We start from the raw sequence: 15,438 nt of genomic DNA on the forward strand, positions 1-15,438 counted from the left end.
GCCCCCGGTCACCAGATGCGCACGCGCTCCACCTCGGGCAGCCACAGCGCGTCCGTCTCCCGCACCCCGAACGCCTCGTAGAACGCGGGGACGTTGCGGACCACCTGGTTGGCCCGGAACTCGTTGGGGGAGTGCGGGTCGGTGGCGATGCGGTGGCGCAGCGCCTCGTCGCGGGACTTCTGCTGCCACACGTAGGCCCAGGACAGGAAGAGGCGCTGCTCGGGGCTGTAGCCGTCGATCAGCTCCCCGGGGCCGAAGGCGCTGCCGGTCTCCCGGGACATCCGCCACGCCTGGTGGGCGATCGTGAGCCCGCCCAGGTCCCCGATGTTCTCCCCGAGGGTGAGCTCGCCGTTCACGTGCGTGCCCTCCTCCGCCAGCTGCTCCGGGACCAGGCGGTCGTACTGGCGCACCAGCTCCGCCGTGCGCTCCTCGAAGGCCTGCCGGTCGGCGTCGGTCCACCAGTTGCGCAACCGGCCGTCGCCGTCGCAGGTCGAGCCCTTGTCGTCGAAGCCGTGGCCGATCTCGTGGCCGATCACGGAGCCGATCGCGCCGTAGTTCACGGCGTCGTCGGCGTCCTCGTCGAAGAACGGGGGCTGCAGGATCGCGGCCGGGAAGACGATCTCGTTGCGCAGCGGGTGGTAGTAGGCGTTGACCGTCTGCGGGGTCATGAGCCACTCGTGCTTCTCCACCGGTTGGCCCGCCTTGCGGACGAGCTCGGCGAGCCGGAACTCCGTGGTGCGGATCCGGTTGCCCACGAGGTCCTCGGGGTCGATCCGCAGGGAGGAGTAGTCCTTCCACTGCTCCGGGTAGCCGATCTTCGGGGTGAACTGGGAGAGCTTCTTCAGCGCCTCCTGGCGGGTCTCCTCGGTCATCCAGTCCAGGCCCGTGATCGAGACGCGGTAGGCCTCCAGGAGGTTGGCCACGAGCTCGTCCATCCGCTCCTTGGCGGTGGGGGAGAAGTGCGCGGCGACGTAGAGCTCGCCCACGGCCTCGCCGAGGACCCCGTTGACGAGCTCGACCCCGCGCTTCCAGCGGTCCTTGAGCCGCGGGGTCCCCGAGAGCACGGTGCCGTAGAAGGCGAAGTCCTCCTCGACGAACGCGGAGGACAGGTAGGAGGCGCGCGCGGAGACCAGGTGCCAGCGGGCCCAGGACCGCCACGCCGGCAGCAGCTCTTCGACGAGCAGCTCCTCGACCCCGGTGAAGAAGCTCGGCTGGGCGTTGACCACGGTGCGCAGCGCCGTCCCGGGCAGCTCCGCGCCCTCGGCCAGGAGCCGCCAGTCGAGGACGGTGGTGGAGGCCGCGAGCTCCTCGAAGCCCATGGGGTTGTACATCTTGGTGAGGTCGCGGACCGTGACCTTGTCCCAGTGGTGGGAGGCGATCCGCGTCTCGAGGTCCACCACGGCGCGGGCCTGCTCCTCGGCGTCCTCGACCCCGGCCAGGGACAGCATGGTCCGCACGTGCTCCAGGTACTTCCCGCGGATCGCGGCGTGCTGGTCGTCCCGGTAGTACTCCTCGTCGGGCAGGCCCAGCCCCGACTGCCCCACGAACACGAGCTGGCGCTCGGGGTCGCCCGGGTCGGCGTCGACGTCCACGCCGACCAGGCCGCCCGCACCGCGGCGGATCATCCGGCCCAGGTGGCGCACCAGGCCGGGGACGTCCGCCACGGCGTCGACCTCCGCGAGGTCCGGGGCGAGGGGGGAGGTGCCGAGCGCCTCGATCCGCTCCTCGTCCATGAAGGACGCGTAGAGGTTCGCGATCTTGGACTCCACGGCCTCCGGGTCCCCGGCGCGGGCCCGGGTGATGAGCTCGCGCACGGCGGCCTCCGCCTGGTCCCGCAGCTCGATGAACGCGCCCACGGACGGCTTGTCGTCGGGGATCTCGGTCCGGCGCTGCCAGGTGCCGTTGACGTGGCGGTAGAGGTCGTCCTGGGGGCGGACGGAGCGGTCGAAGCCGGAGAGGTCGAACACCGAAGAGGTCACCGTGGATGTCATGCCCACCACGTTAACCGGCTCCCGGCGGCGCGGGCGGGCTGTTCCCCGACCGCTTAACCCGGTTCGTCCCGGGTCCGGCCCGTGTCCGCCCCGGAGCCGGACCCGGCGGGACCGTCCTCCCGGGTCAGGACCGGCCGCCGGTGAACCGCGGCGGGCGCTTCTGCTGGAACGCGGCGAAGCCCTCGGCGTAGTCGGCGCTGCGGCACAGCTCGCCCTGCACCCGGTTCTCGTTCTCCACGGACTCCCACAGCCCCAGCCGCTCGTCGCGGATCTGGGCCACGAGCTCGCGGGAGGCGAGGAACGCGCCGGTCGCGCCCTCGGCCACGGCCGCCGCCTTGGCCCGGGTGAGCTCGAGCAGCTCGTCGGCGGGCACCGAACGGCTGAACAGACCGGAGCGCACGGCCTCCTGGCCGCTCATCAGCTCGGCCGTGTAGATGAGGTCCAGGGTCCGGTGGGCGCCGAGCCGCTCGGTGAACAGGGCGTGCCCGCCCGAGTCGAGGGTCGCCCCGAGGCTGGCGAAGGGGGAGCCGATCTTCGCGCTGTCCGCGACGTAGACCACGTCCGTGGCGATCGCCAGGCCGAGCCCCACGCCCAGGCACGGGCCCTGCACGGCGGCGAACGTCGGGGCGGGGAATCGGGTCATGGCGCGCAGCAGCGGGGTGACCTTCCCGGCCAGGTAGCCGTGGGCGTCGTCGGTCGCGGGGTCCACGGCGGAGATGTCCCGGCCGGCGCAGAAGCCGCGGCCCTCGCCGCGCAGCACGAGGGCGCGGACGCCCGCCTGCGCCGCCTCGGCGTAGGCGTCGCCGAGCTCGGCGAGCGCGGCCTCGTCGAGGGCGTTCATCCTCCCGGGCGCGTTCAGCACCACTTCGGCCACGGATCCGTCGATGGTCAGGTCGATCACTGCTGCTCCTCGGTGAGGTCGGGGACTGGGGGCGGGACGGCCCGGGGGCCCGGCACCTGCACGGTGCCGGGCCCCCGGAGCGCGCGGCTCAGGCGTCGAAGTCGACGACGAGCTCCTTGGAGGTGGGGCGGGTCTGGCAGGTGAGCACGTAGCCCTTCTCGATCTCGTCCTTCTCGAGGGCGTAGTTCTCCTCCATCACGAACTCCCCGGAGACGACCTTCGCGCGGCACGTGCCGCACACCCCGCCGGCGCACGCGAACGGGACGTCGGGGCGGACCCGGAGCGCGGCGTTGAGGACCGTCTCCTGCGCGTTCTTCGGGGACTCGATCGAGCTGGACAGGCCGTCCAGGTTGAACGTGATGTCGTAGCTCTCGCCCGAGGGGTCCGCCGGGACCACGCGTCCCTGCTGCCCCTGGGGGTTCTCGGGGCGGCCGGTGCTGAAGAGCTCGAAGCGGATCTTCTCCTCCGGCACGCCGCGCTCCGCGAGGGTGTCCCGGCACAGCTGGACGAGCTCGAACGGCCCGCACAGGAACCACTCGTCCGTCCGGTCCACCTGGAGCACCTCGTCCAGGATGTCCTGGAGCTTGTCGGCGTCGATCCGCCCGGACATCAGCGGGCTGATCCGCTGCTCGCGGGAGAGCACGTGGTGGACCGCCAGGCGGGACGGGTACTTGTCCTTGAGGTCCCCGAGCTCCTCGGCGAACATGACCTCCATCGCGGAGCGGTTCGCGTAGACGAGGTCGAACGTGGAGGACTCCGAGGCGCGCAGCACGGCCTTGGCGATCGCCATGATCGGGGTGATCCCCGAGCCCGCGGCGAAGGCCACGAGGTGCACCGAGGCGTTCTTCGCGACCTCCTCGGCGGCGAGCCGCTCGGGGTCGTTCATGCTGGTGAGCCCGAGCTTGGAGATGAACGCGCCCTGGGGGTTCATGACGTCGAGCGTGTCGCCGGCCCTCAGGGAGCTGTTGGCCCAGGTGGAGAAGACCCCGCCGATGTCCTGCTTGATCGCCACCCGGATCTCGCCCGGCCGCGGCTCCGCGCAGATCGAGTAGGACCGGCGGACCTCCTGCCCGTCGATCCGGGCGCGCAGCGCCACGTACTGCCCGGGCAGGTAGTCGTAGTCGTCCACGAGCTCCGGGGGCACCGTGAAGGCCACCTCGACGGAGTCCGCGGTGAGCTTGCGGACCTGGGAGACCTCGAGGGTGTTGAACGTGGCCCGGCGCCGGGCGGGGGCGGTGATCTCGGTCATCAGTGCACCTTGAAGTAGTCGAAGGGTTCCAGGCACTCGTTGCAGACGTGGAGCGCCTTGCAGGCGGTGGACCCGAAGCGGGTCAGCTCGCGGGTGTTCAGGGAGTGGCAGCGCGGGCACTTGACGGTGAGCCCCAGCCGGACGGGGCCGGCGGCGGCCCGGCCGCTGGGCGGGGCGATGCCGTACTCGTCGAGCTTGCGCCTGCCCTCGTCGCTCATCCAGTCCGTGGTCCACGCCGGCTGCAGCACGAGGTCGACCCGCACGTCGTCGTAGCCCTCGGCGTTGAGCGCCCGGGTGACGTCCGTGGTGATGGTCTCCATCGCGGGGCACCCGGAGTAGGTCGGGGTGATGACGACGACGGCGCGCGCGCCCTCCAGCCGGGCGTCCCGCAGGATGCCGAGGTCGGCGATGGAGAGCACGGGGACCTCCGGGTCGTTCACCGTGGCGGCGATGTCCCAGACGCGGCCGGCGGCCTCGTCCCGGGGGCGCAGCTCCCGGCCGGTCACCTGCGTGGCGCCCGTCTGCTCGGAGCCGGTCATCGTCATCGCCTCCTCACCAGGTGGCGCCGGGGTGCCGGCGGGCCAGCACCTGCATCTCGGCGAGGATGTGGCCGCGCTGCTCGCTGAACTGCCCCGAGCGGTCGCCGCCCCAGGCGCCCAGGACCTCGGGGACGGACAGCCCCGCCTCGTCGAGGATCGCCGTGATCCGGCGGTCGAAGTCGGCGCGCAGGGAGGACGGGAGCACGGCGACGTCCCCGAGGGACTCGACGAGCTCGTCGTCGTGGAACAGCTCGTCCACGTAGGGCCACATGTAGGTGAGGCCGGCCTGGACGCGGCGCTTGGACTCCTCCGTGCCGAGGCCCAGGCGCAGGATCCACTGGCTCGCGTGGTCCTGGTGGTACTCGACCTCCTTGAGCGCCTTGTCCGCGATGGCCGCGAGCGTCGGGTCGGTGGAGCGGACGAGGCGGCGGTAGAGCTCGTACTGGTAGTAGGAGAAGATCAGCTGCCGGGCGATGGTCTGCCCGAAGTCGCCGTTCTCCTGCTCCACGAGGCGGCAGGAGCGGAACTCCTCCTCGTCGCGGAAGTAGGCGAGGTCGTCCTCGGTCTTCCCCCACGCGGTGCCCGCGTAGGTGAGGAGGAAGCGGGCGTGCCCGAGCAGGTCAAGGGCGATGTTGGCCAGCGCGATGTCCTCCTCGAGCTCCGGGGCCCGGGCGATCCACCAGCCGAGGCGCTGGGCGAGCATCAGGGCGTCGTCGCCCAGGTACAGGGCGTAGCGGGCCACGTCCTCGGGGGCCTTCGCGCCGCCGGCCCGGATGTCCTCCGCGGTGATGGCGTCGCCCGCGCTCTGCCGGGTCGCGGACTCGTGGGATGCGAAGCTCACAGGTGCTTCACCCCTTCGCTCTTGGTGTAGTACGTGGCGTGGCGGTAGCTCTTGCCCTGGGCGGACTCGAAGAACCCGCCCTTGGAGTCGGGGTCCGAGGCGGTGATGGCCGCGGAGGGCACCACCCACACGGAGGTCCCCTCGTTGCGGCGGGTGTAGAGGTCCCGGGCGTTGCGCACGGCCATCGTGGCGTCCGGGGCGTGCAGGGATCCGGCGTGGACGTGGGAGAGCCCGCGCGAGGACCGCACGAACACCTCCCACAGGGGCCACTCGTCCGAGGGCGCGCCGATCGGGCTCACGGTGTTCTCGCTCATGCTCAGGCTCCGATGAGTTCGGCGGAGGCGCGCTCCGCGGCGGTCTTGCGGGCGTAGGCGGCGGCGGCCTCGCGGACCCAGGCGCCGTCCTCGTGCGCCGTGCGGCGGCGCTGCATGCGCTGGAGGTTGCACGGGCCCCGGCCGCCGACGACGGCCTTGAACTCGTCCCAGTCCAGCGGTCCGTAGTCGTAGTGGCCGCGCTCCTCGTTCCACTTGAGGTCCGGGTCCGGCAGGGTCAGGTCCAGTGCAGCGGCCTGCTCCACGATCATGTCCACGAAGCGCTGGCGCAGCTCGTCGTTGGAGAAGCGCTTGATGTTCCACGCCATGGACTGCTTCGAGTTGGGCGAGTCGTCGTCCGGGGGGCCGAACATCTGCAGCGAGGGGCCGTAGAAGCGGTTCACGGCGTCCTGGGCCATCTGCTTCTGGGCGGGCGTGCCGTGGGAGAGCTCGTAGAGGATCTCCCAGCCCTGGCGCTGGTGGAAGGACTCCTCCTTGCAGATGCGGACCATGGCCCGGCCGTAGGGGCCGTAGGAGGCCCGGCACAGCGGGACCTGGTTGGCGATCGCCGCGCCGTCCACGAGCCAGCCGATGGCGCCCATGTCGGCCCAGGTGCGCGCGGGGTAGTTGAAGATCGAGGAGTACTTGGCCCGGCCGTCCAGCAGCTGCTGGTTGAGCTCGGAGCGGGGGGTGCCCAGGGTCTCGGCGGCGGAGTAGAGGTACAGCCCGTGGCCGGCCTCGTCCTGCACCTTGGCCATGAGGATGGCCTTGCGCTTGAGGGACGGCGCCCGGGAGATCCAGTTGCCCTCCGGCTGCATGCCGATGATCTCGGAGTGGGCGTGCTGCGAGACCTGGCGCACCAGGGTCTTGCGGTAGGCGGCGGGCATCCAGTCGCGCGGCTCGATCCGGGAGTCCTCGGCGATGATGCGGTCGAAGTGCTCCTCGCCCGCGCGGTCCAGCTCCGCCTGCTCGGCCGCGTCCGCGGCGGGCACGGCGTGGAGCCCCGTGTTCTGCGTAGTCATGGTGTCCCTCTTCCGACGAGATGGCGCCGCGGGGCGGGAGGGCCGCACGCGACTAACTGACCGTTCGTTCAGAATATAAGCCCCCGGGGGTGGCGTCAACAGGTGGCACCCATGGCGTGCTCCCGCGCTCCTCCGGGACGGCACGGGTTGACACGGGCGGCGGAGTGGGATTGTCTACTGAACATTCGGTCGTGAACTGTGAGGAGAGTTACATGTCCCAGGGCCATCCGATCCTCGCGGGGGACCACACCTCGCGCTGGATGGGCATCACCGTGGACCGTGCCGAGTACGGCCACGCCCAGATCCGCATGACGCTGCGGGAGGAGATGCTCAACGGGTTCGGCATCGCCCACGGCGGCATGGTCTTCGCCTTCGCGGACACCTGCTTCGCCCTCGCCTGCAACGACCCCGCCGGGGACGGCACCACCATCACGGTGGCCGCGGGAGTGGACATCAACTTCCTCGCCTCGGCCTACCGCGGGCAGGAGCTCACCGCCGTGGGGACCGTGCGCGCCCAGGCGGGGCGCAGCGGCGTCTACGACATCCAGGTCCTGGCCGACGGCCGGCTCATCGCCGAGTTCCGGGGCCGCAGCCGCACCATCCCCAACCCCGCCCTCCGCGCGGCGACGCCCGCGGAGCGCCCGGCCGGGGACCCGGCCGCGCAGCCCGTCCTGCAGTCCGCCCAGCCGTCCGCCCCGCAGCCCGAGGAAGTCTGACATGACCGAGTGCTCCGTCCCGAACCCCTACACCCCCGCCCCCGCCCCGGCGGACCGGTCGCAGCCGGACCCCGAGGAGACGATGAGCCGGGACCAGGTCGAGTCCCTGCAGGTCGAGCGGCTGCGCTGGACCCTGCACCACGCCTACGAGAACGTCGCCGCCTACACGGAGCTCTTCGACGGGCACGGCGTGCACCCCGGCGACTTCAAGGAGCTCGAGGACCTCCGGCTCTTCCCGTACACGGACAAGGAGTTCCTGCGGAAGGCGTATCCGTTCAAGTCCCTCGCGGTGCCGATGAGCGAGGTCCGGCGGATCCACGCCTCCTCCGGCACCACCGGGCAGCCCACCGTGGTGGCGTACACGCAGAACGACATCGACACCTGGGCGGGCCTCGTGGCCCGCTGCTTCCGGCTCTCGGGCGTGCGGCCCGGGGACAAGGTGCACAACGCCTACGGCTACGGGCTGTTCACGGGCGGGCTCGGTGCCCACTACGGCGCCGAGCGCCTGGGCTGCGCCGTCATCCCGATGTCCGGCGGGCAGACCGAGAAGCAGGTCCAGATGATCCGGGACTTCGAGCCCGAGGCCATCCTCTCGACCCCCACCTACCTGCTGACCATCGCCGACGGCTTCAAGAAGCTCGGCCTGGACCCGCGGGAGACGTCGCTGCGCACCGCGGTGCTCGGGGCGGAGCCCTGGACCGAGGAGATGCGCCGGGAGATCGAGACGGCCTTCGACGTCGACGCGTGCGACATCTACGGGCTCTCCGAGGTCATGGGCCCCGGCGTGGCCGGCGAGTCCGCCGCGTCCAAGGACGGCTCGCACATCTGGGAGGACCACTTCCGCCCCGAGATCATCGACCCGTTCACGGACGAGGTCCAGGACACCGGCCGGCCCGGCGAGCTCGTGTTCACGGCGCTCACCAAGGAGGCCCTGCCGATCATCCGCTACCGCACCCACGACCTGACCCGACTGCTGCCCGGCACGGACCGGCCCGGGCACCGGCGGATGGGCCGGATCACGGGCCGCTCCGACGACATGATCATCCTGCGCGGGGTCAACCTGTTCCCCTCCCAGATCGAGGAGCTCGCCCTGCAGGTGCCGGAGCTGAGCCCGCACTTCACGCTCGAGATCACCCGCCCGCACCGGATGGACCAGATGACCATCAACATCGAGCGGCGCGAGCAGGTGACCGTCGAGGCCGCCGAGGCGGGCGGCCAGAAGCTCCTGCACGCCATCAAGACGAAGATCGGCTCCTCGGCCTCGATCCGGATCGCCGAGCCGGGGACCCTCGCCCGGTCCTCCGGCAAGCTGCGCCGCGTCTACGACCACCGCAAGGACGCGTGACGCCCCGACGCCGACCCGTGCCGCGGCGGGCCCCCGGGGCGGTCCGGGGGCCCGCCGCGGCATAAGATCGTTGTCCTGCCCGTCCCCACCGAGATCGAGGTCCCCATGACGCACGCACCGGCGCCCGCCCCTCCGGACGGCGCGGCCCCGCGCCGGGGCCGGCCCGGCTACGACCGCGAGACGCTGCTCGCCGTGTGCGTGGAGGTCTTCAACGTGCACGGCTACGACGCCACGTCCATGGGGACGCTGTCCAAGCACCTGGGGATCTCCAAGTCCGCGATCTACCACCACGTGGAGTCCAAGGAGGAGATCCTCGAGCAGGCGCTCAGCCGGGCCCTCGACGCGCTCGAGGAGGTCCTGGCCGCCGCCGAGCGGACGCAGGCCCCGGCGGTCGAGCGGCTCGAGCAGGTGATCCGCGGGACCGTGCACGTGCTCGTGGAGCAGATGCCGTACGTGACCCTGCTGCTGCGGCTGCGGGGCAACTCGGAGGTCGAGACGAGGGCGCTCGAGCGCCGCCGCACGGTCACCCGCCGGGTCGGCGCGCTCATCGAACAGGCGCAGGCGGAGGGCGACCTGCGCCGCGACCTCAGCGGCCGGTCCGCCTCGCGGCTGCTCCTGGGCATGATCAACTCGATCGTCGACTGGTACCGGCCGGACCCGGACAAGGCCGACGACGGGCTGGCCGACACCGTGGTCGCGCTCGCCTTCTCGGGGCTGCGGGCCTCCTGAGCCGGACGCCCGTCCCGGCGGATGCCTCCGAGGGCCCACCGGTCCGGGCCGTCACCGGCCCGGGAGGGTGCTACCGGTCCTGCGGCGAGGGGAGCACTGTCCCGCGGGCGGTCTCGTTCCGCGGCTCCACGCCCAGCCGGGCCCCCGTTCCGTCCGCGTCCACGGCGAGCATGTTCGCCGTGCCGAAGATCCCCGCTCCCACCGCGACGTCGTGGCCCCGGCGGCGCAGGTCCTGGACCGCGGCGGGCGAGAAGTCCGCCTCCACCTGGAGGGTGTTGCCGACCTCGTGGGGGTGGTTGGACGCGGGGAAGGCCGTGCTGACGAAGCGCGGCTGCGCCACCGCCTGCTGGGGCGTCATGCCGAAGTCGACCACGTTCATGAACTGCTGCAGCTGACCCTGGGGCTGGGTGTCGATCCCGGTGTTGCCGCCCAGCAGGTACGGCCGGCCGTCGCGCAGGGCCATGAAGGGCGCGGAGGTGTGCCGCACCGTGGCCCCGGGCGCCACCGCGTTGACGTTGCCCTCGTCGAGGGACAGGAAGCTCATCCGCTCGTTGATGTGGATTCCAGTGTCGCCCACCACCAGGAACTGCCCGCCCAGGCTCGTGGTCACGGCGGCGGCGTTGCCCGAGGAGTCGGTGAGGTGGAACGTGGTGGTGTCGGAGGCCTGCCGGTCGATCCCGCTGCCGATCGGCCACCGCGCGGCCCGGTCGTCGTCGATGCGCGCCCGCTGCGCCCGGGCGTACTCGTCCGACAGCAGCTCCGCCACCGGCACGTCGGTGCGCTCGGGATCCCCCACGTGCGCGTACCGGTCGGCGAAGGCGAGCTTGACGGCCTCGACCTGCCGGTGCACCACGTCGGGATCGTCGGGGGAGCGGCCGGAGAAGTCGTCCTCCGCCAGGATGTGGAGTGCCTGCAGCATCGCGATGCCCTGGCTGTTGGGCGGGTTCTGGTAAACCGTCACGTCCTCGCCGTAGTCGAGGGAGATCGGCTCGACGATCTGCGCCGCATAGCCGCTGAAGTCCTCCAGGGTGAGGTATCCGCCGTCCTGCTCCGAGAAGGCCACGACGGCCTCCGCGACCGGCCCGCGGTAGAAGTGGTCCCGGGCCGCCCGGATCCCCGCGGCGCGGTCGGCCCCGTCGTCGGCCTCGCCGTCGTAGGCGGCCACCAGGTCCTCGAAGGTGCCGGCCATGTCCGGCTGGCGCACGGTGTCGCCCGCCTCCAGCAGGGCGCCGCCGCGGGTGTAGAGCTCCGTCATGACCGGGCTCTGCCGGATGTTCGCCTCCTCCCGGGTCAGCCAGTAGACCATCTCGGAGCTCGCGGGGTACCCCTCGCGGGCCACGGCGATCGCCGGCGCGAGGACCTCGCCCAGTCCCAGCTCGCCGTACTCGTCGAGCCAGAGCATCCACCCGTCCCAGGCGCCGGGGAGGATGGCCTGGTGCATGCCGAAGTCGCCGGCGCGCGGACGGTAGTCGTCGAGCGTCGCGGCGCTCCCGACCGGGCCCACACCGTTCAGGCTCGTCACGTCGTCGCTGTCCGCGTCGTAGTACAGCGCCCACGTGCCGCCGCCGAGCACGCTCGAGTAGTAGGGCTCCACCACGCTCAGCACGGCGGCGACCGCGACGGAGGCGTCGGCGGCGGTGCCGCCGGCCTCGAGGATCTCCGCGCCCGCGGCGGTGGCCAGCTCGTGCGAGGACACCACCGCCTGGACGTGCGGGGCGGGGTCCTCGGTGGCGCCCGGGGCGGGCGCCGTGCCGGAGCCCGGCGCTGCTCCTGCGGTGCCGTCCGGGGACACCGGCGCCGAGGCCGCGGTGCCGGCCGGACCCGGCACGGTCCCCGCGCCGTCCGCCCCGCCGCCCTCCGTGGCGGGCGTGCACGCGGTGAGCCCGAGCAGGAGGGACAGCGCGACGGTGGCCGTCCGGTGGGCGGGGTTCGAGATCCGGCGCATCGCGTCTCCTCCGGCCGTGGCGTCCGACGGCGGTCCTGCGCGGCGGGGCGCCGGCACGCGCGAGGGTCTGGGCAGCGTGCTGGTCAGGCTAGCACCGGGCGCCCCGCCGCGAACAGGCCGCCCTGGCGATCGCCGAGTCCCCAGGAACAGCGCCATCCCCCATGCCGTGGCGTGGGGGATGGCGGGCACCGTGGGGGCTCGGCGTGCCGGGCCGTGGTCAGGCGGTGGGCCAGGTCTTCGCGACCAGGGTCAGCACGTCGTAGGTCGCCACGATCTCGTCGTGCTGGTTGTGCAGGATCGCGTCCCAGCAGACCTCGCCGTACTCGTCGGTGACCCGAGGGGTGATCTGCTTGGCGGTGAGGGTCACCCGGATGTGGTCGTCGTAGGTCACCGGCGTGATGAAGCGCAGGTGCTCCAGGCCGTAGTTCGCCAGGACGGGGCCGGGGGCCGGCTCCACGAACAGCCCGGCCGCCCAGGAGACCAGCAGGTAGCCGTGGGCCACCCGGCGCGGGAAGAACGGGTTGGCCGTGGCGGCCTCCTCGTCGGTGTGCGCGTAGAAGGTGTCGCCGGTCTTCTCGGCGAACTCGGTGATGTCCTCGAGGGTCACGGTGCGCAGCTCGGAGGCGAACTGGTCGCCGATCCGCAGCGTCTCCAGGGACTTGCGGAACGGGTGCTCGCCGGTGCCGTTCTCGACCGCCTCGCGGGTCACGGTGTTCGCCGCGGCGCCCCGGTGCCAGACCCCGGTCACCGCCGTGAGGATGTCCGGGGGCCCCTGGATCGCGGTGCGCTGCATGTAGTGCTTGACGCCGCGCACGCCGCCCAGCTCCTCGCCGCCGCCGGCGCGGCCGGGGCCGCCGTGGACCAGGTGCGGCATGGGGGAGCCGTGGCCGGTGGAGGTCTTCGCGTCCTGGCGGTTGAGGAAGTGCACGCGCCCGTGGTGCGAGCCGATGCCCGCGGTGAACCGGGCGGCGGTCGCGCCGTCGTTCGTGCACACGGTCGCCACGAGCGAGCCGCCGCCGAGCGCGGCGAGCCGCACGGCGTCGTCGACGTCGGTGTAGCCGAGCACGGAGGTGACGGGGCCGAAGGCCTCGACGAAGTGCACCTCCGGGGTGTCCGGGTCGTCGAAGGACAGCACCGTGACGGGGAAGAAGGCGCCCGCCCCGGTGTCGGCGTCGCCGACGGGGGCGTCCGGGCCGCCCAGGCGGACGGTGCCGCCGGCGGCGACCAGGCGCTCCACGGCCCTGCGGACCTCGCCCTGCTGCTCCTTGGAGGCCAGGGCGCCCATGGTGACGCCCTCGGTGCGGGGGTCGCCGATGACCACGCGCTGCTGCACGCGCTCGGCGACGGCGGCCACGACGTCCTCCACGCGGTCCTGCGGGACGATGACGCGCCGGATGGCCGTGCACTTCTGCCCGGCCTTGGAGGTGATCTCGACGAAGACGGCCTTCACGAAGGCGTCGAACTCCGGGGTCTCCGGGGTGGCGTCGGGGCCGAGGATCGCGGCGTTGAGGGAGTCCGTCTCGGCGGTGAAGCGCACTCCGCCGTCGATGACGTTGTCGTGGTGGCGCAGCGACTGCGCGGTGCCGGCGGAGCCGGTGAAGGCCACGTGGTCGCGGTAGTCCAGGTGGTCGAGCAGGTCCCGGGCGGAGCCGGAGACCAGCTGCAGGGAGCCCTCCGGCAGGATGCCGGAGTCGATCATCAGGCGCACGCAGGCGGCCGTGACGTAGCCGGTCGGCGTGGCCGGCTTCACCAGGGTCGGCATGCCGGCGATGAAGGCGGGGGCGAACTTCTCGAGCATGCCCCACACCGGGAAGTTGAACGCGTTGATCTGCACGGCGACGCCGGGCATGCGGGTGTAGATGTGCTCGCCCAGGAAGGACCCGTCCTTGGAGAGCTGCTCCACCGCCCCGTCCACGACGACGTTGGCGTTGGGCAGCTCGCGCCGGCCCTTGGAGGAGAACGTGAAGAGGGTGCCGATGCCGCCGTCCACGTCGAAGAAGTGGTCCTTCAGCGTGGCCCCGGTCGAGTAGGAGACGTCGTAGAGCTCCTGCTTGTGCTCGGTGAGGTACTGGGCGAGCTCCTTGAGCTTGAGCGCCCGCTCGTGGATGGTGAGCTCCCCGAGGGAGCGCTGCCCCACGGTCCGGCCGTAGTCCACGGCGGAGGCGATGTCGATGCCGTCCGTGGACACGCGCGCCACGACCTCGCCGGTCGAGGCGTCGGCCACCTCCGTCACCTTCTGCGGGTTCTCCGGCGACCACCACCGGCCCCTCAGGTAGCTGGGGAGGATGGTCTGGGTCTGTGCTGCCACGGTGCGTGGTCCTTTCGCTCGGGTGCGTGCGGGCGGCCGGTCCGTCACCCGCATCCTGACCGATCGTTCGGTATTATGACCACGATAACCTACGTCACACCCCGGGACCACTGCCCCACGGTGGTCCTGCCCCGTCGCCGAGCGCCCGAGGAGTGCCATGACCACGACCGAGACCCACGAGCCCTGGCGCATCGTCCTGGGCGAGCTCGACGAGAAGATGGGCGTCACCGTCCTCGAGGAGTCGGCGGAGCGGGTGGTCGCCTCCATGCCCGTCGAGGGCAACCGCCAGTCCCTGGGCCTGCTCCACGGCGGCGCCATGGTGGCCCTCGGCGAGGCCGTCGGTTCCTGGGCCGCGGTGATCCACGCCTCCACGATGGGCAAGGTCGCCGTGGGCGTGGACGTCAACGCCACCCACCACCGGTCGTCCCGCACGGGCACCGTGACCGCCACGGCCACCGCCCTGCAGCTCGGGCGCTCCCTCACGTGCCACGAGGTGGTCCTCGAGCACGAGGACGGCGCCCGGCTGTGCACCGTGCGGATCACCAACTTCCTCAAGGACAAGCCGCAGCCGGCCACGAACGCCGCCGAGGGCTAGACCGGGAACCAGGCCCGAGGATCCGCCGGCCGGCGGGCCGGGACGCCGGACGGGGGCGGATCAGGACGGGCCGTGGAGCCGCCGGCGCAGGGCGGCCAGCTCCTCGGGCGACAGCCCGGCGTCCACGAGCCAGCGCTCGGCGTCGAACCCGTCCAGCAGCTCCTCGAGGGCCGCGCGGCGCCCCGCGAGCAGCGGGGCGAGCTCGTGCTCGGGGTGGTGGCGCTCGACCGGGTGGGGGACGGGCGAGACGCGGTGCCACTCGTTGATCCCGCGCGCGGCGGCCTCGTCCTCCGCGACGAGGCGCTCCGGGGGCGCTCCGGCCAGCCCCAGGAGCAGCAGCGCGAGCACCCCCGTGCGGTCGCGGCCGGCCGAGCAGTGCACCACCACGGCGCCCTCGGCGGTCGCCACCGTCCGCACCGCCTCGGCCAGGAAGGCCGGGAACAGCCGCAGGTAGTCGCGGTAGCCGCGCGGGTGGTGCAGATAGGGCGTGCCCACCAGCGGGAACTGCGGATGGGCGGGGTCCTCGGTGGGGCGGTGCAGCACCGTGATGCCGGCGCGGGCGGCCGGGTCGTCCGCGGGGTCCGTGGGCCGGCGCCGCCGCTCGTCCGCGTTGCGCAGGTCCACGACCGTGCGCACCCCGTCCGCCGCGGCGGCGCGCCACCCCGAGGGGCTCAGCCGCTCGGAGCGGCCCATCCGCCACACGTCGCCGGCCAGGCGCCGGGCGTTGAGCGCGCCGTCCCACGCGGCGGGGGTCCCGGGCTGTGCGTGCATGCCCCCACCCTAGGACCCGCGTCCGACGGCGCGTCCCGCCCGCCCGCGCCCGGGAGGGCGGGACGGCAGGGGGCGGGTGCTACCGGTCGTAGTCGAAGAAGCCCTTGCCGGTCTTGCGGCCGAGCTCGCCGCGGGCCACCATGTCCCGCATCAGCTGGGGGGGAGCGAAGCGCTC

Annotated in this window: 14 protein-coding genes and 1 pseudogene; 4 read left to right on the plus strand and 11 right to left on the minus strand. The window is 72.6% G+C overall.

Going from position 1 to position 15,438, the window contains the following annotated elements; genetic code table 11:
* Positions 1-8: 8 nt before the first annotated feature.
* The 7 genes from AC6CH6_RS14030 to paaA all read right to left on the minus strand — a co-directional run bounded on the left by AC6CH6_RS14030 (position 9) and on the right by paaA (position 6,854).
* Complete coding sequence (locus tag AC6CH6_RS14030; protein WP_498255586.1) at positions 9-1,991, minus strand: M13 family metallopeptidase; 1,983 nt, start codon at positions 1,989-1,991, stop codon at positions 9-11.
* 124 nt (positions 1,992-2,115) lie between these two features.
* Positions 2,116-2,892, minus strand: coding sequence for an enoyl-CoA hydratase/isomerase family protein (locus tag AC6CH6_RS14035; protein ID WP_133408979.1), 777 nt, complete (start codon positions 2,890-2,892; stop codon positions 2,116-2,118).
* 88 nt (positions 2,893-2,980) lie between these two features.
* Positions 2,981-4,141, minus strand: a complete 1,161-nt coding sequence (gene paaE / locus AC6CH6_RS14040) for a 1,2-phenylacetyl-CoA epoxidase subunit PaaE (RefSeq protein WP_133408980.1) — start codon at positions 4,139-4,141, stop codon at positions 2,981-2,983.
* A complete protein-coding gene (gene paaD, locus AC6CH6_RS14045; RefSeq protein ID WP_017833088.1) occupies positions 4,141-4,686 on the minus strand; it encodes a 1,2-phenylacetyl-CoA epoxidase subunit PaaD in 546 nt (181 codons plus the stop codon). Before paaD ends, paaE begins: the two co-directional genes overlap by 1 nt.
* Before the next feature lie 7 nt (positions 4,687-4,693).
* The gene (gene paaC, locus AC6CH6_RS14050) at positions 4,694-5,521 is read right to left on the minus strand and encodes a 1,2-phenylacetyl-CoA epoxidase subunit PaaC (protein WP_017833089.1); all 828 of its coding nucleotides are present in this window, start codon (positions 5,519-5,521) and stop codon (positions 4,694-4,696) included.
* Complete coding sequence (gene paaB, locus AC6CH6_RS14055) at positions 5,518-5,835, minus strand: 1,2-phenylacetyl-CoA epoxidase subunit PaaB (protein ID WP_017833090.1); 318 nt, start codon at positions 5,833-5,835, stop codon at positions 5,518-5,520. The genes paaC and paaB overlap by 4 nt, the downstream gene beginning before the upstream one ends.
* A 2-nt stretch (positions 5,836-5,837) precedes the next feature.
* Entirely contained in the window at positions 5,838-6,854 is a 1,017-nt protein-coding gene (gene paaA / locus AC6CH6_RS14060) for a 1,2-phenylacetyl-CoA epoxidase subunit PaaA (RefSeq protein WP_017833091.1), read from the minus strand.
* 212 nt (positions 6,855-7,066) lie between these two features.
* Here paaA and AC6CH6_RS14065 point away from each other — a divergent pair.
* The 3 genes and pseudogenes from AC6CH6_RS14065 to AC6CH6_RS14075 form a co-directional block, all read left to right on the plus strand.
* Positions 7,067-7,462: pseudogene (locus AC6CH6_RS14065) on the plus strand (hotdog fold thioesterase); the annotation flags it as partial.
* Positions 7,463-7,571: 109 nt separating this feature from the next.
* Positions 7,572-8,915, plus strand: a complete 1,344-nt coding sequence (locus AC6CH6_RS14070) for a phenylacetate--CoA ligase family protein (RefSeq protein WP_498255587.1) — start codon at positions 7,572-7,574, stop codon at positions 8,913-8,915.
* 105 nt (positions 8,916-9,020) lie between these two features.
* Positions 9,021-9,644, plus strand: a complete 624-nt coding sequence (locus tag AC6CH6_RS14075; RefSeq protein WP_368795102.1) for a TetR/AcrR family transcriptional regulator — start codon at positions 9,021-9,023, stop codon at positions 9,642-9,644.
* A 70-nt stretch (positions 9,645-9,714) separates the two neighbouring features.
* On the opposite strand, the gene AC6CH6_RS14080 is transcribed toward AC6CH6_RS14075, so the two are convergent.
* Both AC6CH6_RS14080 and paaZ read right to left on the minus strand, forming a co-directional pair.
* Positions 9,715-11,589, minus strand: a complete 1,875-nt coding sequence (locus tag AC6CH6_RS14080) for a gamma-glutamyltransferase family protein (protein WP_498255588.1) — start codon at positions 11,587-11,589, stop codon at positions 9,715-9,717.
* A gap of 217 nt (positions 11,590-11,806) precedes the next feature.
* Complete coding sequence (paaZ, locus tag AC6CH6_RS14085) at positions 11,807-13,897, minus strand: phenylacetic acid degradation bifunctional protein PaaZ (RefSeq protein ID WP_498255589.1); 2,091 nt, start codon at positions 13,895-13,897, stop codon at positions 11,807-11,809.
* Positions 13,898-14,054: 157 nt separating this feature from the next.
* Between paaZ and AC6CH6_RS14090 the strand changes: the two genes are divergently transcribed.
* A complete protein-coding gene (locus AC6CH6_RS14090; protein ID WP_498255590.1) occupies positions 14,055-14,492 on the plus strand; it encodes a hotdog fold thioesterase in 438 nt (145 codons plus the stop codon).
* Between the two features lie 60 nt (positions 14,493-14,552).
* Here the strand turns inward: AC6CH6_RS14090 and AC6CH6_RS14095 are convergent, their stop codons facing one another.
* Both AC6CH6_RS14095 and AC6CH6_RS14100 read right to left on the minus strand, forming a co-directional pair.
* A complete protein-coding gene (locus tag AC6CH6_RS14095) occupies positions 14,553-15,263 on the minus strand; it encodes a tyrosine-protein phosphatase (RefSeq protein ID WP_498255591.1) in 711 nt (236 codons plus the stop codon).
* Positions 15,264-15,342: 79 nt separating this feature from the next.
* On the minus strand, positions 15,343-15,438 hold a 96-nt coding region (locus AC6CH6_RS14100), incomplete at its 5' end, for a 3-hydroxyacyl-CoA dehydrogenase family protein (RefSeq protein ID WP_498255595.1).

Source organism: Kocuria sp. GQ42 (assembly GCF_059758435.1).